The organism is Verrucosispora sp. WMMA2044 (genome assembly GCF_027497155.1).
Classification (GTDB): Bacteria; Actinomycetota; Actinomycetes; order Mycobacteriales; family Micromonosporaceae; genus Micromonospora; species Micromonospora palythoicola.
Window position 1 is genome coordinate 79,669 of the sequence record NZ_CP114913.1, and the last position, 19,097, is coordinate 98,765.

Genomic DNA, 19,097 nt, shown 5'->3' on the forward strand with positions numbered 1-19,097 from the left:
AGGTGCCCGGCCGGGTGTGGACCGCGGTCCGGTCGGTCCGGCGAGACCGGTCGCTCGGCTGGCCGTCCGGGTGGTGTGGCTTCGCTAGCGTACGGATCATGACCGATGTCGCCGAGCAGCGTTCCGCCTTCATCGTCGAGGTGCTGACCGAGGAGTTCGGCACCCTGATGGCGCTCGACCCGGCCGCCTTCCGGCGCAAGTTCCGCAAGATGGCCGCCTCGCCGTTCGCCTTCTACCGGGGCAGTGCCAGCCTCTTCTACGCCGACCAGCGGGGCGACTTCGCCGACGACCGCTTTCTCGACGCGCGGACCAGCCGGGTGTGGATCCACGGCGACCTGCACGCGGAGAACTTCGGCACCTACATGAACGGCTCCGGTCAGCTCGTCTTCAACGTCAACGACTTCGACGAGGCGTACGTCGGGCCGTTCACCTGGGACCTGCGGCGGTTCGTCGCCAGCGTCGCGTTGATCGGCTACACCAAGGCGCTCTCCGACCGGGTCATCAGCGACCTGGTCACCTGCTTCGCGAACGCGTACCTGGTCGAACTGCGGGCCATCGCCGCCGGTGGGGACGACGCCATCGGGTCGATCACCCTGGACAACGCCGACGGGGTGCTGCGCCGGGTGCTCCAGCAGGCGCGGCTGAACACCCGGGTCGACCTGCTGCGCGGACAGACCACCATCGACAACTACGAGCGGCGCTTCTCCGTGGGCGACGGGGTGTACGAGATCGACGGGGACGTGCGGGCGCGGGTGTGCGCGGCGTTCGAGGCGTACCTGGAGACGCTGCCCCCCACGGTGCAGGCCCGGCCGCTCGCCGCTCAGATCAAGGACGTGGTGTTGCGCAAGGGGGTGGGCATCGGCTCGGCCGGCCTACCCTCGTACAACCTCCTGCTGGAGGGGCACACCCAGGCGTTGGAGAACGACGTCGTGATCTACATGAAGCAGGCTCAGGTGCCGGCGGTGGCCCGCTACGTCGACGACGAGCGGGTCCGTGGCTACTTCCGGCACCAGGGGCACCGCACCGCCGAGTCGCAGCGGGCCCTCCAGGCGCACGCCGACCCGTGGCTGGGCTTCACCGAACTCGACGGCGTCGGTCAACTCGTCGCCGAGGTGTCCCCGTACGCGGCCGACCTCGACTGGGCGGACGTCAACGAGCCGGAGGAACTGGCCGGGGTGCTGGCCGACCTGGGGCGGGCGGTCGCCCGGATGCACTCGGTGGCCGACGACGAGTCCAGCCACGACCTGGTCGACTACTCGACCGAGGAGGCCATCGTCGCCGTCGTGGACGCGGACACCGCCGGCTTCGTCGGGCACCTGGTCGACTTCGCCCACACGTACGGGGTACGCGCCCGTCACGATCATCAGCTCTTCGTCGACCTGTTCCGCAACGGCCGGCTGCCCGGCATCTGACCCGAGCCTGCGGGGTGTTCAGCGGGCGAAGTCGAGGACGACCTTGATGTCCTGCGGTCCGGGCGAGTAGGCGGTGGCGTACTGGGCCAGCGGCACCCGGCGGGTGATCAGTGAGGCGAGCCAGGCCGGGTCGGCCTTGGAAAGGGCCTCGGCGGCACCCTCCCAGTGCCGCCGGTTGGCGTTCACCGAGCCGAAGACGACGTTGTTCTCCAGCACGAGGGTCCGGTTCAGCGCGCCCGCGTCGAAGTCGATCGTCCGGCCGCCGCTGGAGACCCCGGCCAGGCAGACGATCCCGTTGGGACCGACCTTGCACATCGCCTCCAGCACGACCGCCGGCGCGCCGGTGCACTCGACGATGACGTCCGGTTCGAGGTCCAGCTGGTCGAGCGGTCCGGAGTGGTACGTGGCACCGAGCGCGCCGGCGAGCGCCGGCTTCGGGCCTTCGGTGGCCAGGTCGAGCACGTGCACGGAGAGGCCCCGCTGACTGGCCAGCAGCGCGGCGAGCAGGCCGATCGGGCCGGCACCGGTGATCAACGCGGTGCGGGGCTGCCACTCCGCCCGCAGGCCGATCCGGTCGACGTGGTCCCACGCCTTGACCATCACACTCGTCGGTTCGAGCAGCATCCCCACCTCGATCAGTGCGGGATCGAGTCCCACCGCGAAGCGGGGCTGCAACCGCCACCGCTCGCGGGCGAAGCCCGGCAGCGCCTTGATGCCGTGCTCGGTGAACAGGCCGTTGCGGCACATGTCCCACTCACCGACCGCGCAGTTCGGGCAGGGCATCGGATCGGGATGCCGGACGATCCCGGCCACCAGGTCGCCCGGCTGCCGGGTGCCGGTCGGATCCTCCAGCACCCGACCCAGTGACTCGTGACCGAGCACCAGGTGATCGGTGCCGGGCGGCGCCTCGCCGTACTGCCCCTCGATGATCTCGATGTCGGTTCCGCAGACGCCAACCGAGAGGGCCTCCACCAGGATCGGTCCCTCTTCGGGGGCCGGTTCGGGGTAGTCGTCGAGCAGCCGCAGCGAGCCGGGTACTCCGGGAATGACGGTCACAGCGCGCACAGACTTCATCCTGGTGGCCGCCGACGGGTGGCACCGGCGAAGCGCACCGGAGTCACCCGCTTGCGTGCACCGGCCGCCCGCGTACCGGGTCGGTTGCCGTCCGGCGCCGCCTCCGCACGAGGCGAGGACGCCGGCCGCAGGGCCTAGGATCAGCGGCATGACACCGGAAGAGGTCGGCCAACGGCTCGTCGCGCTGCTCGCGCCCGTCGAGGCCACCGCGACGGTCTCCGGCGGTCAGGTCCATGCCCGGGCCACCGTCGACGTGCCCCCGCACGCCTGGCGGGCCGCGCTGCTGGCCGCTCGGGACGACACCGAGCTGGCCTGCGACTACTTCGACTGGCTGTCGGCGGTCGACGAGCTGGCCGACGGGTTCGACGTGGTGGCCCACCTCTGGTCCACCGCGCACCGGCACGGGGTGCTGTTGCGGGCCCGGGTGTCCCGCGACACACCGACTGTGGACTCCGTGGTGGCGGTCTACCCGGGGGCCGCCTGGCACGAGCGGGAGACTCACGAGATGTTCGGCATCGACTTCGCCGGGCACGCTGGCCTGCTCCCGCTGCTGCTGCCACCGGAGTTCGAGGGGCACCCGCTGCGCAAGGAGTTCGTGCTGGCATCCCGGGTGGCGAAGCCCTGGCCGGGCGCGAAGGAGCCGGGTGAGTCGGAGGCCGGCGGTGGACGCCGCCCGATCCGACCCCCGGGCGTGCCCGCGCCAGGTGAGTGGGGAGTCGTGCCGACCCCCGCCGGTGCCGGTGGGGTGGGGGAGGGCCCACGCGGCGGCACCCCGGCCCGCCCGGCCCGGGAGCGCCCGGCCCGTCCGGCACCGGGTGCCCGCGGGCCGCGTACCCCTCGGGAGGCCGGCTCCACCGGGGAGCCGGCGGCCCCCGGCGGCCCGACGGCTGGGGATCCGCCAGCATCCGAGGGTGGTCCGGCGCCGGATGACGGAGGTGGGGCCTGATGCCGCTCTGGCTGGAACTGGTTGTCCGGATCGGTGGCGTGCTGGCCGCCTTCCTCGTCCTGCCGTTGCTGGTGGGCCAGGCGGAACACAAGGTGATGGCGCACATGCAGGGCCGGCTCGGCCCGATGTACGCGGGCGGCTTCCACGGCTGGGCGCAGTTGATCGCCGACGGGGTGAAGTTCGTCCAGAAGGAGGACGTCACCCCGCGCGCGGCCGACCGACCGGTGTTCCGGTTGGCTCCGGCGGTGGCGCTGGTGCCGTACCTGCTGGCCCTGCTGGTGATCCCGCTCGGCCCGAACGACCTGGTCGGGCAGCCGCTCGACATCGGGCTGTTCTTCGTGCTGGCGGTGGTCGGGGTGGGCGTGCTGGCCGTGCTCATGTCGGCCTGGGCGTCGGCCAACAAGTACAGCCTGCTCGGTGGGCTGCGTGGTGCGGCACAACTGCTCGGTTACGAGCTGCCGCTGGTGCTGGCCGCCGCGTCGGTGGCGATGGCCGCCGGGACGCTCAGCCTCTCCGGCATCGTCGAGGCGTGGCAGCCGTGGTGGCTGCTCTGGCAGGCACCGGCGATGGTGATCTTCTTCGTGGCCGGGCTGGCCGAGATCCGCCGGCCACCCTTCGACATGCCGGTCGCCGATTCGGAGCTGGTCTTCGGCTACCTGACCGAGTACACCGGACTGCGCTTCGCGTTCCTGCTGCTGGCCGAGTACGTCGGCATCGTGGTGATCGCCGCACTCACCACCGTGCTGTTCCTCGGCGGCTGGCAGGGCCCGTTCGCCGACGCCCAGCTCGGCTGGCTCTGGACCCTGCTCAAGGTCGCCGCCGTCAGCTTCGTGATCATCTGGCTCCGGGTCTCCTACCCCCGGCTGCGCGAAGACCAGCTCCAACGCCTCTGCTGGCTGGTCCTGGTCCCCGCCGCCCTGGCCCAACTAGTCCTGACCGCCGCCATCCGCCTAACCCTCTGACCCCACCCCGAGACGACCCCCGTTGATCAAGAAGTTCACGTCCGGATTCGAGCCGACAGAGACGCAAACTTCTTGGTCAACAAGCGTGGGTGGGGTGGGCTCAGAGGAGGGGGGTGTGGGAGGGGTTCACGCGCTCGGTGGGGGTGGGGGGTTCGGGTGGGGTGCCGGTGCCGAAGGGGTGGCCGCCGAGGGACTCGCGGTCGTGCGGGGTGAGCCAGTTCGACAGGTCCGGGCCGAGCGGCACCACGCCGGTCGGGTTGATGTCCCGGTGCACCTCGTAGTAGTGCCGCTTGATGTGGTCGAAGTCGATCGTGTCGCCGAAGCCGGGCGTGGTGAACAGGTCCCGCGCGTACGCCCACAGCACCGGCATCTCGCTGAGCTTCTGCCGGTTGCACTTGAAGTGGCCGTGGTAGACCGGGTCGAAGCGGACCAGCGTGGTGAACAGCCGGACGTCGGCCTCCGTGATCGTGTCGCCGACCAGGTAGCGCTGCCCGGCCAGTCGCTCACTGAGCCAGTCCAGCCGGTCGAACAGCCGCCGGTACGCCCGCTCGTACGCCTCCTGGTTGCCGGCGAAGCCGCACCGGTAGACGCCGTTGTTGACGTCGGCGAAGACCACCGCGTTGACCTCGTCGATCTCGGCGCGCAGGTGTTCCGGGTAGAGCTGCGGAGCGCCGGGCCGGTGGTACGCGGTCCACTCGGTGGACAGGTCAAGGCTCATCTGGGCGTAGTCGTTGGTCGCCACCTGCCCGGTGGGCACGTCCACGATGGCCGGCACGGTGATGCCCCGGGGATAGTCCGGGTAGCGCGCGAAGTAGGCCTCCTGGATGCGCTCGATGCCGAGCACCGGGTCCCGCCCGTCCGGGTCGAGATCGAATGTCCAGCTCCGCGCGTCGTGCGTCGGGCCGGCGACGCCCATCGAGATGGTGTCCTCCAGGCCGAGCAGCCGCCGTACGATGATCAGCCGGTTCGCCCACGGGCAGGCGCGGCTGACGACCAACCGGTAACGCCCCGGCTCGACCGGATAGCCGTCCCGCCCGTCGGCGGTGATCCGGGTGGTGATGTAGTTCTGGTCCCGCTTGAACTCACCCGGCTCGACGTACCTGCCGCCGGTGCCCTTGCCGTCCTCGCCCATGTCGCCCCCAGGGTGTGCCCGTCTCGTCCGCACCCCATCATGGCGGATCTCCATCCGACCGGCCCGGTGACCGGGCGGCGGGCCAGAGCGGGGCCGGCGTGGCCCGCTCAGCGTGACCGAGGAGTGATCCGGTCGAGTGGGATGTCCATCTCCCACGGGTCGGCCAGCAGGATGCCGTCGCTCATCCGGGCGTGCTCGACGTAGACGCGCTTGACGGGGTCGAGCCGGTGGGCGTGCACCACGATCCCCGTCTCGGTCTCGATCCGCCAGAAGAAGGGAATGTCCGCCTCGGCGTAGAGCGCCGGCTTGAGCACCCGGTCGATGCTGCGGGATCCCTCCGAGACGATCTCCACCACCAGCAGAACCTCGTTCGGCAGGTAGGAGGAGGGGTTGCGGGCAGCCGCGTCCAGCTCGGTGACCAGCAGGTCGGGAATGAGGGACCGGCTGCGGGACATCCGCACCGACACCCCCTGGGTGACGTCGAACTCGGCGGGGCAGGTCTCCTGCAAGGCGGCACCGAGCAGCATTGCGATGGATTGGTGCAGTCGCGTGGGGGAGGGCGACACGATCAGTTGTCCGTCCAGGAGTTCACGGCGGCGGCCGTCGTCGGGCAGGCGGTCGAGGGCGTCCGTCGTCCACTCGCCCGGCGCCGGGTTGTCGTCGTGCAGCGCGGCGGTCATTGACGGGTCCTTTCCGGTGCGTCGTTTCTCCCCGTGGCCACGGTACTACCGGCTACCTCCGGGGGGTGGTCGCGCGCGCCGTGCCCACAGGGCAGGATGTTCGGCATGAGCGAGCGCGAGCGAAGCGAGGCGACCGGCCTGCCCGGCAGCGGCCTGGTCAAGGGGCTCGCCGTCACGTTGAAGACGATGACGAAACGCGCCACCACGGCGCAGTACCCGGACGTCGCCCCCGAGCTGCCGCCCCGTTCGCGCGGGGTGATCGCGCTGCTGGAGGAGAACTGCACGGTCTGCATGCTCTGCGCCCGCGAGTGTCCGGACTGGTGCATCTACATCGACTCGCACAAGGAGGAGGTGGCGGTGCCGGGGGCCGCCCGGGCACGGCAGCGCAACGTGCTCGACCGGTTCGACATCGACTTCTCGCTCTGCATGTACTGCGGCATCTGCATCGAGGTCTGCCCCTTCGACGCGCTCTACTGGTCGCCGGAGTTCGAGTACGCCGAGTACGACATCAAGGACCTGCTGCACGACAAGGATCACCTGGGCGAGTGGATGGCCACGGTGCCGCCGCCACCGGCCCACGACCCGAACGGCGAGCCGGCCAAGGAGGAGACCGCCGCCGCGCGCAAGGCGGCCGTCCCGGGCGCGCCCGCCGCCCGTCCGACCACCCCGGCGGTACGCCCCGAGCGCCGACCCGCGCCACCGCGCGCCGCCGACGACGAAGGCACGCCCGCGTGACCGGGGTGGACGTGCTGCTGCTCGCCCTCGGCGCGGTGGCGGTCGGCTCGGCGGCGCTGGTGGTGGCCACCCGTCACCTGGTCCGTGCGGGGCTCTACCTGGTGGTCTGCCTCGGCGCGGTGGCCGGCATGTACCTGGTGCTCGCCGCCGAACTGGTCGCCTGGGTGCAGGTGCTCATCTACGTCGGCGCGGTGGTGGTGCTGCTGTTGTTCGCCGTGATGCTGACCCGCGCGCCGATCGGCGCCTCCGCCGACCTGGACCGCCCCGGCTGGCCGGCCGCGTTGATCGGCGGTGGGGCCGGGCTCGGGCTGGCGGCGCTGCTCGTCGACGCGTACCGCTGGACAGCGGTGGAGCTACCCGAGGCGGGCACCGCCGAGCGCCTCGGTGAGCAGGTCTTCGGCAACTGGGTGCTGCCCTTCGAGGTGCTGTCGGTGCTGCTGCTCTCGGCGCTCGTCGGCGCCATCGTGCTGTCCCGCCCCGACATCGGCGCCACCGGGGACGCGACGCCGGGTGATCGGGGGCGGTCGCGGTGAGACCCGTCATCCCGTACGTCACGGCGGCGCTCCTGTTCGGTCTCGGCGTGTACGGCGTGCTGCGGCGGCGCAACGCGGTGCTGGTGCTGATGGCCGTCGAGTTGATGCTCAACGCGGTGAACCTGATCCTGGTCACCGCCGACACCACGGCGAAGGCGGTGCTGCCGCACGGCGGGCAGGTCTTCGCGCTCTTCGTGATCGTGCTGGCCGCTGCCGAGATCGGGGTCGGGTTGGCGATCGTCCTCCAGCTCTACCGGATGCGGGCCAGCGTCACCGTCGACGAGATCCCGTTGGCCGAGCGTCCGGCCGACGAGCCGGTGCCGGTCGCTGCCGGCCCGATCGCTCCCACCGGAGCCGGCCCGATCGCTGCCGGCCGGGACGGTCCACACGTTTTCGGTGCCGAGCCGGAGGGCCAGCGGTGAACACCACGACGCTGCTGGGCGCGCTGCTGCCGCTCGTACCGATGACCGCCGGCCTGACCGGCCTGCTGCTGCCACCATCGCCGCGGGGTGGGGCCATCGGCGAGGCGACGGCCCGCCGCCTGGCCGCCGCCCTCGGCATCGCTGGCGCGACCGGTGCCCTCGCCCTGGCGGTGGCCCTGCTGGTCACCCTGGACGGCCCGGCCGAGTCGTCGGCCACCTGGATCGAGCTGGGTGGGCTCACCGTCACCCTCGGGGTACGCCTCGACGGCGCCGCCGCCCTGGTCGCCGTCGCGGTCACCGCGGTCGCCCTGGCTGTGCAGACCTACTCGACCGGCTACCTTCGGCAAGGGCCGCCTGAGGAGCCCGACCACCGTTACCCGCCGTACGCGGCGCAGGTCAGCCTCTTCACCGCCGCCATGCTGCTGGTGGTGGTCTCCGGGGACCTGATCCTGCTGCTGGTCGGCTGGGAGGTGATGGGGCTCTGCTCGTACCTGCTCATCGCCCACGACCGGCGGCTGCCGGAGGCGCCGGCCGCCGCGATGAAGGCGTTCCTGGTCACCCGGGTCGGCGACGTCGGATTCCTGCTCGGCATCGCCCTGCTCGGCGTTTCGGCGGGCAGCTTCCGGATCGCCGACGTGCTCGCCCACGACCACGGCACCACCACGCTCACCGCCGCCTGCCTGCTGCTGCTCGCCGGGGTGGCCGGCAAGAGCGCGCAGTTCCCGCTGCACACCTGGCTGCCCGACGCGATGGCCGGCCCGACCCCGATCTCCGCGCTGATCCACGCCGCGACCATGGTCGCCGCCGGCGTGTACGCGGTCACCCGGCTGTGGTCGCTGTTCGAGGCCACGCCGACCGCGCTCGTCGTGCTCGGCATTATGGCCTCGGTGACGCTGCTGCTCGGCGCGCTGGCCGCCACCGCGCAGGACGACATCAAGCGGGTGCTCGCCTGGTCGACGGTCTCGCAGATCGGCTACATGACCGGCGCGCTCGCCGTCGGTTCCCCACCGGCCGCACTGTTCCACCTGCTCACCCACGCGGCGTTCAAGGCGCTGCTGTTCCTCGCCGCCGGTGCCGTGATCCACGCGGTCGGCACCACGCTGATGTCCCGGATGGGTGGGCTGCGGAGCAGCATGCCCGTGACCTTCTGGTGCACGCTGATCGGGCTCGGCGCGCTGGCCGGCGTACCGCCGCTGTCCGGCTTCTGGAGCAAGGAGGGCGTGCTCGCCGCCGCCGAGCAGACCGCCCTGCACGGCGACGGACCGGCACCGGCCTGGCTGGGCTGGCTGGTCTGGCTCGCCGCGCTGGTCGGTGTCGCCGTCACCGCCTGGTACGCCACCCGGCTGTTGCTGCGCACCTTCTTCGGCGCTACCCGCACCCCGCTGCCCCAGCCGCATGACCCGCCGGCCGTACTCCGCTGGCCGGTGCTGGCGTTGGCCGTACCGGCGGCCCTGCTCGGCCTGGCCGGCTTTCCGGGCTGGTTCTCCCGCCACCTGCAGGCCGGGCCGCCGGTCGGGTCCGACGCCGTGTCGGATCTGATGCCGCCGGACGGGCTGATCCACCTCACCCCGACCGTGCTGCTGCCGCTGGCACTGCTCGTGATCGGCGCCGGGCTGGCGTGGGCCGGCTGGCGACGGGACCGCACCGCCGATCCGGCGGCGGCGCTGGGTCCGCTGCGGCCGGTCCTCGCCCGCGCGTTCCGGCTCGACGACGTCCAACACACTCTCGTCGTACGACCGACGACAGTGGTGGCGCGGATGGCGCGCACCACCGACGAACGGGTGGTGGACGGTGCGGTCACCGGCACCGGACGCGCCGCCCGGGTCCTCGGCGGCGGTCTGGGCGTGCTGCATCGGGCGGCGCTGCCCCGGGCCGCCGCCGCGGTGCTGACCGGCGCGCTGCTGATCGGTCTGGCCGCAGTCCTGATCGGAGCGACGGCATGAGCGAGCGTCAGCGAGTGAATCATCAGTTCGGCGTTTCGGTGCCTCATGCCGTCCCGCAGCGCAGCGGAGGGCCGGCATGAGCGAGCGTCAGCGAGTGAATCATCAGTTCGGCGTTTCGGTGCCTCATGCCGTCCCGCAGCGCAGCGGAGGGCCGGCATGAGCGTCGGGGAGTTCCTGCTGGTGGCGGTGCTCGCGGTGCCGGCGCTCGGCGCGCTGGCGGTGGCGGCCACCCCCCGCGATCAGGCGGCCCGGGTCGTGGGCACCGTGGCCGCCGCGCTGACCCTCGTCGCGGCGGTGGCGCTGCTCGGCGGGCGAGCGGCCGGCTGGTCGGCGTACGCGCCGCCGGATGCCGCAGGCGCGGTGCGTCCCTGGCACGCGGTCGACCTGCCCTGGGTGCCGGGGCTGGACCTGCGCTTCCATCTGGGCGTGGACGGCATCTCCTGGCCGTTGGTGGTGCTCACCGCCCTGCTCACGCTGCTGTGCTGCGGATACAGCCTCTGGCGGGTGCCGGGTGGTGGCAGCGGTCGGGCCCTGGTGGCGCTGCTGCTGGTGGTCGAGGTCGGCATCCTCGGTACCTTCCTCGCCCTCGACCTGGTGCTGTTCTTCCTCTTCTTCGAGGTCGTCCTGCTGCCGATGTACGCGATCATCGTCGGCTGGGGCGGCGACGGCACGGATCCGGTCTCGCTGGACGCGCGGCGGCGGGCCGGGCGGAAGTTCGCCCTCTACACCCTGTTCGGTTCGGTGCTGCTGCTCGTCGGCGTGTACGTCGTGGTGGCCGCCGCCGGCACCGCCGACATCGTGACGCTGACCGGCGGCGCGGAGCTGTCCCGCGCCACGCAGCTCGCCGCCTTCACCCTGCTCGCGTTGGCCTTCGCGGTGAAGAGTCCGCTGTGGCCGCTGCACTCGTGGCTGCCCGACGCGCACACCCAGGCACCCACCGTCGGCAGCGTGCTGCTCGCCGGGGTGCTGCTCAAGATGGGCACGTACGGCCTGATCCGGGTCGCCTTGGGAGTGACTCCCGAAGGTGCCCGGTGGGCGGCGCCGGTGCTCGGCGTGCTCGCCGTCGCCGCCATCCTGATCGGCTCGCTGGTCTGCCTGGCCCAGACGGAACTGAAACGGCTGATCGCGTACTCAAGCGTCGGGCACATGGGCTTCGTGCTGCTGGGCGTCGCCACCCTGACCGCCACCGGCATCCAGGCGGCGCTGATCGGCAACGTCGCCCACGGCATCATCACCGGGCTGCTGTTCTTCCTGGCCGGCGCGATCAAGGACCGTATCCACACCGGCGCGTTCACCGAGCTGTCCGGGCTGCGGGAGACCGCCCCGCGCCTGTCCGGGCTGCTCGCGTTCGCGGCGGTCGCCTCGCTGGGGCTGCCCGGGCTGGCCGGCTTCTGGGGTGAGGCGTTCGCCGTGGTCGCCGCCGTCGAGTCCGGTGGTGCGCTCTGGACCACGCTGGCGGTGCTGGCCGCGATCGGCGGCGCACTGACGGCGGCGTACCTGCTGCGGATGCTGCGGCGGGTCACCCACGGCGAGCCCACCCCGGTGGTCGCCGCGCTCGGTCCCGGCCTGGCTCGTGCCGAACTGGTCGCCTGGGTGCCACTGGTGCTGCTCGCGCTGGCCGTCGGGTTGGCCCCGACGCTGGTGCTGGGCGTCGCCGAAGCCCCGGTCGAGGCCCTGGTGGGGGTGGTGGCGCGGTGAGCGAGCGTAGCGAGGTGGCGCGATGAGCGAGTCGAGTCTGGTGCAGGCCGTCGACCACGTGGCGCTGCTGCCGGCGTACCTGGCCGCCGGGACGGCGGTGCTGGTGCTGCTGGTGGACCTGCTGGCGGCCCAGCCGCGGGCCACCGTGGTCACGGCGGTCACCGGCGCGGTCGCCACCGCGGTCGGGGCGGCGGCGGTCGGTTCGGGGGCCGAGCGACGTACGTTCTGCGTCGGCGCCGACTGCTCGTACCTCTTCGACGGCCGGGCGGCCCTGGTCGCGGCGCTGGTGGCGTTGCTCGTCCTCGGGGTGCTGGCGTTGTCCGGGCCGCTGCTGCGGGCCGGGAACACCCCGGTGGGGGAGTACTGCTTCCTGCTCGCCTGCTCGATGACCGGTGGGGTGGTGCTCGGTGCGGCCGGCGACCTGATCACCCTGATCGTGGCGGTGGAGGTGCTCACCCTGCCGCTGTACGTCCTGGTCGGTCTGCGCCGGGGCAGCCTGGCCAGCGCCGAGGCGGCGGTGACCTTCTTCGTGGTCAGCGTGGTGGCCACCACGCTGACCCTGCTCGGTGCCGCGCTGCTCTACGCGGTCACCGGCGGGCTGCACCTGGAACGGCTGGGCATCCTCCTCGCCGACGAGGCGCTGCTCGACCTGCCACTGACCACGGTCGCGGTGACGCTCGTGGTGGCGGGACTGGCGTTCAAGGTGGCGGCGGTGCCGTTCCACGCCTGGGCGCCGGCCACCTACGACGGGGCCCCTCTGCCGGTCGCCGCGTACCTGTCGACCGCGTCGAAGCTCGGCGGGGTGATCGCGTTGCTGGCGGTGGTGCGTCACGCGCTGCCGCCGGAGGTGACCGGTCCGATGCTGGCCCTGGTGGCCGCACTGACGATGACCGTCGGCAACCTGGTGGCGCTGCGGCAGCGGCGCACGGTGCGGCTGCTCGCCTGGTCCTCGGTGGCCCAGGCCGGCTACATCCTCGCCCCGCTCGGCGCGCTGGCCCTGACCGCCGAGGCGGACGCCCGCACCGCCGCGTACGCCGCCGCCCTGGCGTACGCGGTCTTCTTCGTGCTGCTGGAACTGGCCGCCTTCGCCGGGGTGGTGGCGCTGCGCCCGGCCGGTGCGGACGGCGGCAGCCTCGACGACCTGCGCGGCGCGGCACGGCGGCATCCGTGGATCGGTGCCGGGCTGGCGTTCGCGCTGGTCGGCCTCGCCGGCCTGCCACCCGGTCTGGCCGGGCTGTTCGCCAAGGTGACGGTGGTCCGGTCGCTGCTCGGCGGCGACGCCGGCTGGCTCGCCCTGGTGGTGGCGGTCAACGCGGTCATCGGCCTGGCCTACTACCTGCGGGCCGCCGTGCTGCTCTACGCCCCCGCCGGCGACGTCACGGCCCCGGTCGCCCGACCCGCCCGCGCGGTGGCTGCCGCGCTCGCGGTGGCGACCGTGGTGGCGCTGGTCGTCGGGTTCGCGCCACAGGTCGTGCTCGATCTCGCCGGAGGCTGAGGTCCGCCCTTCCCTGGGTCACTCAGGTAACTCTCAGTCATGAGACGGATGGTTGACGGGTACCGGTGTGTTGTACCGGTCAGCGGATCCCGGCATCCGTGCACCGAAGGAGTGATCGTGCACCACAACCGTCTGAAGACCGCCGCGCTGCTCGGCCTGCTCACCTCGCTGATCCTGGCGGTGGGCTACTGGTTCGGCGGCAGTGGCGGTCTGGTCGTCGCCGTACTCGTGTCGCTGGTGATGAACGGCGTCACGTACTTCTACTCCGACAAGCTGGCACTTCGCTCGATGCGGGCGCAACCGGTCAGCGAGGCACAGTTTCCCGAGCTGCACCACATGGTCCGGGAGTTGGCCGCCGAGGCCCGGCAGCCCATGCCGCGGCTCTACGTGAGCCCGACCGCCCAGCCCAACGCGTTCGCCACCGGGCGGAACCCGCAGCACGCGGCCGTCTGCGTCACCCAGGGGATCGTCGAGCTGCTCGACTATCGCGAGTTGCGGGGCGTCATCGGTCACGAGCTGTCGCACGTCTACAACCGGGACATCCTGATCTCCAGCGTGGCCGCCGGCCTGGCCGGCATCATCACCATGCTGGCGAACCTCGCCCTGTTCATTCCGCTGGGCGGCAACGACGAGGACGGCCCGAACCCGCTGGTCCTGCTGCTCACCATCATCCTGGGGCCGATTGCCGCGACCGTCATCCAACTGGCGATCAGCCGCAGTCGCGAGTTCCAGGCGGACGCATCGGGTGCCGAACTCACCCGGGATCCGCTCGCCCTGGCCAGTGCCCTAAGGAAGATCCACATGGGTGCCCAGCGGCGGCCGTTGCCGGCCGAGGGGCAGCTCACCAGCACCGCACACCTCATGATCGCCAACCCGTTCCGGGGTGGCGGGGTGGCCGCGCTCTTCGCCACCCACCCGCCGATGGAGCAGCGGGTGGCCCGGCTGGAGCAGTTGGCGAGCCAGATGGGCCCCGTGCGTCACCAGCGCTGACCCACCCTGGCACCTGGTCCGCCCCGTCCTGGTCCGGCTCGCGACCGCCGCCCGCGCCTGGCTCGTCTGGCGCGGGCGGCGCCGTCTCGCCCAGGCGGACGGCAGCGCGAGTTGCGGCATGCCGGCCGCCCGGAGGCGGCCCGAGGGAGCAGGCTGCGGCATCCCGGGAACCGGGTGAGCGCCGCCACAGCGTCGGACCGGGTGGACTGTCGAGCGGAGGGCGTTAGGGTCTAACCGAGTCTTGCTCATTACACCTCGTGGAGGTCCGCTGTGGCTGGGCTGCGTCGGTATCTGGCTGTCTGGCAGATTCCGGGCGCACCGACCCTGCTGGTCACCGGCATCATCGGACGACTCGGGATCGGCATGACGCCACTCGCGCTGCTGCTCGTCGTCGAAGGAGTCACCGGACGTTACTCGTTGGCCGCCGCGGCCGGCGGCTGCTACGCCCTCTCCGGCGCCACGCTGAGTCCGGTGGCCGGTCGGATCGCCGACCGGATCGGTCCCACCCCGGTGCTGCTCGGCACCGCGATCGCCCACCCGCTCGCCCTGATCGGGCTGCTCTGGGCGGCCCGCGCCGACGCCGCCCCCTTCGCGCTGGTGCTGCTCGCCTCGGCGCTGGCCGGTGGGACGTACCCGCCGATGACCGCCGCGATCCGGGGCGCGTGGAACGGCCTGACGAACGTCGACTCCGGCCGGTACCACCTGCGCAACACCGCGCTCGCCGCCGAGACCACCCTGTTCGAGATCGTCTTCGTGCTCGGTCCACTGCTGGTGGCCGGGTTCGTGCTGGTCGCCGACGCCGGCGCGGCGCTGATCGGTGCCGCGGTGGTGACCCTGGTCGGCACCCTGTCGGTGGCGCTCGGTCAGGCCATGCGTGGCTGGCGTCCGCATTCCCGGGAGCACCATGCCCGTGGCCTCGGTCCGCTCCGGGTCGCCGGCTTCCCGGCCCTGCTGCTCTGCGTGGCCAGCATCGGTATCGCCTTCGGGGCGGCCGGCGTGACCGTCCCGGCCTTCGCCACCCGCTACAACTCCGACGACCCGAACGGCCTCGCCGGCCTGCTGCTGGCCGTCTGGGGGATCGGCAGCGCGATAGGCGGATTCTGGTTCGGGGTCCGCCGGCCGGCCCGCAACATGACCCGCCTGTTCGCCTGGCTGCTCGCCGTGCTCGCCGGCAGCTTCGCCGTCTTCGCCGTGATGCCCACGCCGGGCGCGCTGGGCACCGCCCTGCTGTTCGGCGGAGCCGCCATCGCTCCCGCACTGACCCTGGAGAACACCCTGGTCGGGCGGATATCGCCGACCGGCATGCTGAACGAGGCGTACACCTGGGTGGTGACCATGTCGGTCGGTGCGAGCGCGGTCGGCGGCGCCGTCTCCGGCCTGATCGTCGACCACGCCGGCGGAGTGCGGTGGGCCTTCCTGTTCGCCGGGGCCGCGGTCGCCGTCGGAGCGGTGGTCGCCGCGCTGCCGGCCGGCCCCATCGCCCGCGCGGAGGCCACCGCCCTGCGGGCCGAACAGCCCGTCTCGGCCTGACCCACGCCATCATGGGTACGACGGCAGGATGTTCCTCTTCTTCTCCAACCGGATCGGCTGCCTCGGCTCGATCCTGGTCAGCGCGATCCTGACGGTCGTGCTGCTGCTGATCTTCACCCGTTGAACCGGCTCCGACCGCTGCCCTGCCCGATCGGATCCGGCCCTCGACAAACCCGTACCCCCGGACCGGGGGCGGGCGGTAGCCTCGCGTGCCGAGGAGGCGAGTCATGGAGCTGACCGCGGTGGGCCCGACCCATCCGGCCGTCGTGGCGAGGTGGGCGACCTCTGCTGAGGAGAGCCGACGCTGGTGCTCCCGCGACCGAGTGACGGCGGAGGACGTCAAACGCTGGGGAACCGAGCCCGGCGTGCTCGCGTACCTGGCGCTCGTGGACGGAGAGCCAGCCGGGTACGGCGAACTGTGGCTCGACGACGACGAGGCCGAGGTGGAGTTGGCCCGCCTCATCGTGGCCCCGGCGTTGCGTGGCCGGGGCCTGGGCCGCCGGATGGTCACCCTGCTCACCAACCTGGCCCGGGACCACCAGCCGACGGTGCTGATGCGGTTGCACCCCGACAACGCTCCGGCGCTGCGGTGCTACACCGCCGCCGGCTTCGAACTGGTGCCAGCCGAGCAGGCGGATGAGTGGAACCAGGGCCAACCCGTGCCGTACGTCTGGCTGCGACACCGGCCCGACGAGTAACCCCGGTCGCGCACGGCTCTAGCGGTAGTTGGTGAACTGGAGGGCCACGCCGAAATCCTCGGCCTTGAGCAGCGCGATGACCGCCTGAAGGTCGTCCCGCTTCTTGCCGGTGACCCGCAACTGGTCGCCCTGGATCTGGGCCTGCACGCCCTTGGGGCCCTCGTCCCGGATCTTCTTGCTGATCGCCTTGGCCTTGTCCTGGTCGATGCCCTGGATCACCTTGGCGTCCAGCTTGAACACCTTGCCGGAGGGGCGAGGGTCTCCCGCGTCCAGCGACTTCAGCGAGATGTTCCGCTTGACCAGCTTCTCCTTGAACACGTCCAGCGCTGCCCGGACCCGCTCCTCGGTCTCCGCCTGGAGGCTGATCGCCTCCTCACCCGACCAGGAGATCTCCGCTCCCGTGCCCCGAAAGTCGAACCGCGTCCCGAGCTCCTTCTCCGCCTGCCGGAGAGCGTTGTCGACCTCCTGGCGGTCGACCTTGCTCACGATGTCGAACGACGGGTTCGCTGCCATACTCATGCTCCTGCTGTCCGGCTGGTTTGTGATCCTTTGACCCTGGTTGCCCAGGGGTACGACCCCCTGACGGTACCCGGTTGCGGCAGCAGCGGGTGGAGCCGCTATCCTTGCTTCCGCCGCCGCGCCACGGTGCGGGGGTACGCCCTGGCGGGTTGCCCGAGCGGCCAATGGGAGCGGACTGTAAATCCGTCGCGAAAGCTACAGAGGTTCGAATCCTCTACCCGCCACCAGGTGCACAAAGAGGCCCCTGACCAGCGCGAACGCCGGTCAGGGGCCTCTTTCGTGAGTCTCACTCAATCCCGCTTTGGCTCGCTCGATCTCGCTGGCTGTGTCACATGCGTGTCACCGAGATCATCGGTGACGGAAGCCGCCTGGCGGGTTGCGTCAGCGGCCGGGGCGGGTAAGCCAAGCGCTGCCTCTACCCGGCGGCGGGCGGCTTCCTCCTGGCCGTAAACGCACTTCGCGTAGACCCGCATGAGGACGTGCACGCTGTGCCCGGCCCACTCGGCGACCTGGGTAGCCGGCACCCCCGCATTGAGCCAGAGCGACACGGCGGCGTGTCGCAGGTCGTACGGTCGCCGAGCTAGTGGGGATCGCTGCTGAGCCGGGGTGAGCACCTTTGCCCGCGCGTCGCGCCACGCCTTCCCATAGGTGTTGTTCGGGATCGGCTGACCGGCGGTGGGGACGTACCGGCCGCCGGGGCCGCGTCGGGTCACGAACAGCCTGCCGTTCGATCCCGGCGGGTACTTCTTGACATGGTGGTCGAGCAGCCGCACGAGCGGCGGCGCAACGGGTACGTCTCGCGTCGCTGTCTTTGCCCGGTGCTTGAGCCCTCGGTGCTCGGCGGTGTCGTCTCCGTCGCCCCAGCCCCGACCTACGGCCACCGTCGAGCCAGTCAGGTGCAGCACGCCCCACCCCCCACGCTCGGCGGGCCGCTCGTACTCGTCCTCGCGCAGGTGGAGCACTTCCTCGGGGCGCAGCGCGGCGTAGTACATGCACCCGAAGAACGCTTCCAACTCGGGCACGCTGCGCCCCACCTCGGCGAGCAGCGCCCGAGCCTGATCGGGGTTGACCACCGCTCCCCGGTCGATCTCATCGGCCATCTTCGGCGCGGTCCAACTCACCAGGGACATTGGGTGCGCGTCGAGTAGCCGCAGCTCAACGGCGTACTTGAGAGCGCCGGAGAAGACGGCACGCTTGCGGGCGATCGTGCTTGGCGACGCGGGCGCACCGTCCATCCGCAGGGCAAGCGTGTCGAGCGCCTTTCGCACCAAGGCAGCGTCGGCGAGCGCCGTCAGATCGACGGTGTTGGCCTTGAGCCAGCGCACGGCGGCGGCCAGGTGGGCGGGCGGCTCGCCAGCGTCCCGGCGAGCCTTGTTGAACACCCACCCGTAGAGCGCGGCCCGCATCGCCTTGTCGCTGGGCACGCCCCGGTCGGTCGTCAGCAAGGTCGGGGTTACGGTGGCCAGCGTTTCGGCAATGCCCTTGCGGTGCTTCGCCGACGCGCGCGGCCACTTCATGTCGACGTAGGCAACCGCGTGGTCGAACCACGATCGGGCGTTGAGTGCGCGCGCCATCGGCTCGGGTAGGCCGCTGGCCTCATCGAACGCGACGCCTTCGCGCTGAGACACCACCAGCTTGGACCGGAAGCTCTCGGCCAGCGCGCGGGTGGCGAACGTGTCGCGGAACGGCCTGCCGGCGACCTTCCAGCGCACGCCGTAGGAAAAGCCCTTGGTGAGCTGCCGTTTCTGGATGCTGTAGACCCGTACGTCGTAGGTGCTCATGCTGCCTCTTCGTGGTCGTTGAGCCAGTTGTCCAGGTCGCGGCGGCGGACGTAGAGGCTGCCGTTGGGGTACTTGATGGTTCGGGGGGCGCGGCCGGTGGCCTTCCAGCGGAAGAAGGTCGAGCGGGGTACGCGCAGTTCGTCCAGGACTTCGGCGAGGGTGAGCAGGTTCCCGGTCGGGGTGTGGCGGGCGGTGGTCATCGGCGGGTGTCCTCCCTCGGGGTGGCGTGGAGGTAGATGCGCTGGAACAGCGGGGATCGGCGGGCGGGGTAGGGCCGGCTGACCTGCTCGATGTGCAGCACTCGGGCGATGGCGGCGAGCGCTGCGGTTGTTTCAGCGGGTGTGCCGTGCAGCCTGATTCGCACGGTGAGCGCCTTTCGGTCGGTGCGGGTCGTGTGTGGAGGGTCGGTTGGGCCGTGCGGCAGAAGGGCGTAGGGCGGCCCGTTGGGAGCGCCGTGAAGCCAAGATCTGGGGCTTCCCGGTGTAAGGCGTAGGGCGCGCTGCTCTCAGGGGCTCTCAGCGGGCCGTTTCCGGGGTGCCGGGGGTCG

Annotated in this window: 19 protein-coding genes and 1 tRNA gene; 13 read left to right on the forward strand and 7 right to left on the reverse strand. The window is 71.7% G+C overall.

Annotated features, from left to right (window positions below; genetic code table 11):
- Positions 1 to 98 precede the first annotated feature (98 nt).
- A complete protein-coding gene (locus O3597_RS00365) occupies positions 99 to 1,412 on the forward strand; it encodes a DUF2252 domain-containing protein (RefSeq protein WP_281602967.1) in 1,314 nt (437 codons plus the stop codon).
- Positions 1,413 to 1,430: 18 nt separating this feature from the next.
- Here the strand turns inward: O3597_RS00365 and O3597_RS00370 are convergent, their stop codons facing one another.
- On the reverse strand, positions 1,431 to 2,477 hold the full coding sequence (locus O3597_RS00370; protein WP_281602968.1) for a glucose 1-dehydrogenase: 1,047 nt from the start codon (positions 2,475 to 2,477) through the stop codon (positions 1,431 to 1,433).
- A gap of 157 nt (positions 2,478 to 2,634) precedes the next feature.
- On the opposite strand from O3597_RS00370, the gene O3597_RS00375 reads away from it, so the two are divergent.
- Both O3597_RS00375 and O3597_RS00380 read left to right on the forward strand, forming a co-directional pair.
- Positions 2,635 to 3,432, forward strand: a complete 798-nt coding sequence (locus O3597_RS00375; RefSeq protein WP_281602969.1) for an NADH-quinone oxidoreductase subunit C — start codon at positions 2,635 to 2,637, stop codon at positions 3,430 to 3,432.
- Complete coding sequence (locus O3597_RS00380) at positions 3,432 to 4,394, forward strand: complex I subunit 1 family protein (protein ID WP_164448418.1); 963 nt, start codon at positions 3,432 to 3,434, stop codon at positions 4,392 to 4,394. The genes O3597_RS00375 and O3597_RS00380 overlap by 1 nt, the downstream gene beginning before the upstream one ends.
- 100 nt (positions 4,395 to 4,494) lie before the next feature.
- Here the strand turns inward: O3597_RS00380 and O3597_RS00385 are convergent, their stop codons facing one another.
- Together O3597_RS00385 and O3597_RS00390 are read right to left on the reverse strand one after the other, a co-directional pair.
- Positions 4,495 to 5,526 (reverse strand): glutathione S-transferase C-terminal domain-containing protein, encoded by a 1,032-nt coding sequence (locus O3597_RS00385; RefSeq protein WP_281602970.1) that lies wholly within the window; start codon positions 5,524 to 5,526, stop codon positions 4,495 to 4,497.
- 107 nt (positions 5,527 to 5,633) lie between these two features.
- Positions 5,634 to 6,206, reverse strand: a complete 573-nt coding sequence (locus O3597_RS00390) for a Uma2 family endonuclease (protein ID WP_164448416.1) — start codon at positions 6,204 to 6,206, stop codon at positions 5,634 to 5,636.
- A gap of 96 nt (positions 6,207 to 6,302) precedes the next feature.
- Here O3597_RS00390 and O3597_RS00395 point away from each other — a divergent pair, with 96 nt between their 5' ends.
- From O3597_RS00395 to O3597_RS00435, 9 genes are all read left to right on the forward strand, one after another.
- Positions 6,303 to 6,941, forward strand: coding sequence for an NADH-quinone oxidoreductase subunit I (locus O3597_RS00395; RefSeq protein ID WP_281602971.1), 639 nt, complete (start codon positions 6,303 to 6,305; stop codon positions 6,939 to 6,941).
- Positions 6,938 to 7,474 (forward strand): NADH-quinone oxidoreductase subunit J, encoded by a 537-nt coding sequence (locus O3597_RS00400; RefSeq protein ID WP_164448415.1) that lies wholly within the window; start codon positions 6,938 to 6,940, stop codon positions 7,472 to 7,474. Before O3597_RS00395 ends, O3597_RS00400 begins: the two co-directional genes overlap by 4 nt.
- Positions 7,471 to 7,896, forward strand: coding sequence for an NADH-quinone oxidoreductase subunit NuoK (gene nuoK, locus O3597_RS00405; protein WP_281602972.1), 426 nt, complete (start codon positions 7,471 to 7,473; stop codon positions 7,894 to 7,896). The genes O3597_RS00400 and nuoK overlap by 4 nt, the downstream gene beginning before the upstream one ends.
- The gene (locus O3597_RS00410) at positions 7,893 to 9,839 is read left to right on the forward strand and encodes an NADH-quinone oxidoreductase subunit L (RefSeq protein ID WP_281602973.1); all 1,947 of its coding nucleotides are present in this window, start codon (positions 7,893 to 7,895) and stop codon (positions 9,837 to 9,839) included. The genes nuoK and O3597_RS00410 overlap by 4 nt, the downstream gene beginning before the upstream one ends.
- 156 nt (positions 9,840 to 9,995) lie before the next feature.
- Positions 9,996 to 11,537, forward strand: coding sequence for an NADH-quinone oxidoreductase subunit M (locus tag O3597_RS00415; RefSeq protein WP_281602974.1), 1,542 nt, complete (start codon positions 9,996 to 9,998; stop codon positions 11,535 to 11,537).
- A 22-nt stretch (positions 11,538 to 11,559) separates the two neighbouring features.
- A complete protein-coding gene (locus O3597_RS00420; RefSeq protein ID WP_281602975.1) occupies positions 11,560 to 13,032 on the forward strand; it encodes a proton-conducting transporter membrane subunit in 1,473 nt (490 codons plus the stop codon).
- Between the two features lie 117 nt (positions 13,033 to 13,149).
- A complete protein-coding gene (gene htpX / locus O3597_RS00425) occupies positions 13,150 to 14,022 on the forward strand; it encodes a zinc metalloprotease HtpX (protein ID WP_164448412.1) in 873 nt (290 codons plus the stop codon).
- Between the two features lie 270 nt (positions 14,023 to 14,292).
- The gene (locus tag O3597_RS00430; RefSeq protein WP_281602976.1) at positions 14,293 to 15,552 is read left to right on the forward strand and encodes an MFS transporter; all 1,260 of its coding nucleotides are present in this window, start codon (positions 14,293 to 14,295) and stop codon (positions 15,550 to 15,552) included.
- 227 nt (positions 15,553 to 15,779) lie between these two features.
- Positions 15,780 to 16,250 carry a GNAT family N-acetyltransferase gene (locus O3597_RS00435; RefSeq protein ID WP_164448410.1) on the forward strand — a complete coding sequence of 157 codons (471 nt, stop codon included), beginning with the start codon at positions 15,780 to 15,782 and terminating at the stop codon, positions 16,248 to 16,250.
- A gap of 18 nt (positions 16,251 to 16,268) precedes the next feature.
- Here the strand turns inward: O3597_RS00435 and O3597_RS00440 are convergent, their stop codons facing one another.
- Positions 16,269 to 16,763, reverse strand: a complete 495-nt coding sequence (locus O3597_RS00440; RefSeq protein ID WP_210829654.1) for a YajQ family cyclic di-GMP-binding protein — start codon at positions 16,761 to 16,763, stop codon at positions 16,269 to 16,271.
- A 149-nt stretch (positions 16,764 to 16,912) separates the two neighbouring features.
- Here O3597_RS00440 and O3597_RS00445 point away from each other — a divergent pair.
- Positions 16,913 to 16,996, forward strand: a tRNA-Tyr gene (locus tag O3597_RS00445).
- A gap of 63 nt (positions 16,997 to 17,059) precedes the next feature.
- Here O3597_RS00445 and O3597_RS00450 read toward each other — a convergent pair.
- The 3 genes from O3597_RS00450 to O3597_RS00460 are packed head-to-tail and all read right to left on the reverse strand — an operon-like array spanning position 17,060 to position 18,914.
- Positions 17,060 to 18,550, reverse strand: a complete 1,491-nt coding sequence (locus tag O3597_RS00450) for an integrase (RefSeq protein ID WP_281602977.1) — start codon at positions 18,548 to 18,550, stop codon at positions 17,060 to 17,062.
- Positions 18,547 to 18,750: a helix-turn-helix domain-containing protein gene (locus tag O3597_RS00455; RefSeq protein ID WP_281602978.1), complete on the reverse strand. Its 204-nt coding sequence runs from the start codon at positions 18,748 to 18,750 to the stop codon at positions 18,547 to 18,549. The genes O3597_RS00450 and O3597_RS00455 overlap by 4 nt, the downstream gene beginning before the upstream one ends.
- A complete protein-coding gene (locus O3597_RS00460; protein ID WP_281602979.1) occupies positions 18,747 to 18,914 on the reverse strand; it encodes a hypothetical protein in 168 nt (55 codons plus the stop codon). The genes O3597_RS00455 and O3597_RS00460 overlap by 4 nt, the downstream gene beginning before the upstream one ends.
- Positions 18,915 to 19,097 lie beyond the last annotated feature (183 nt).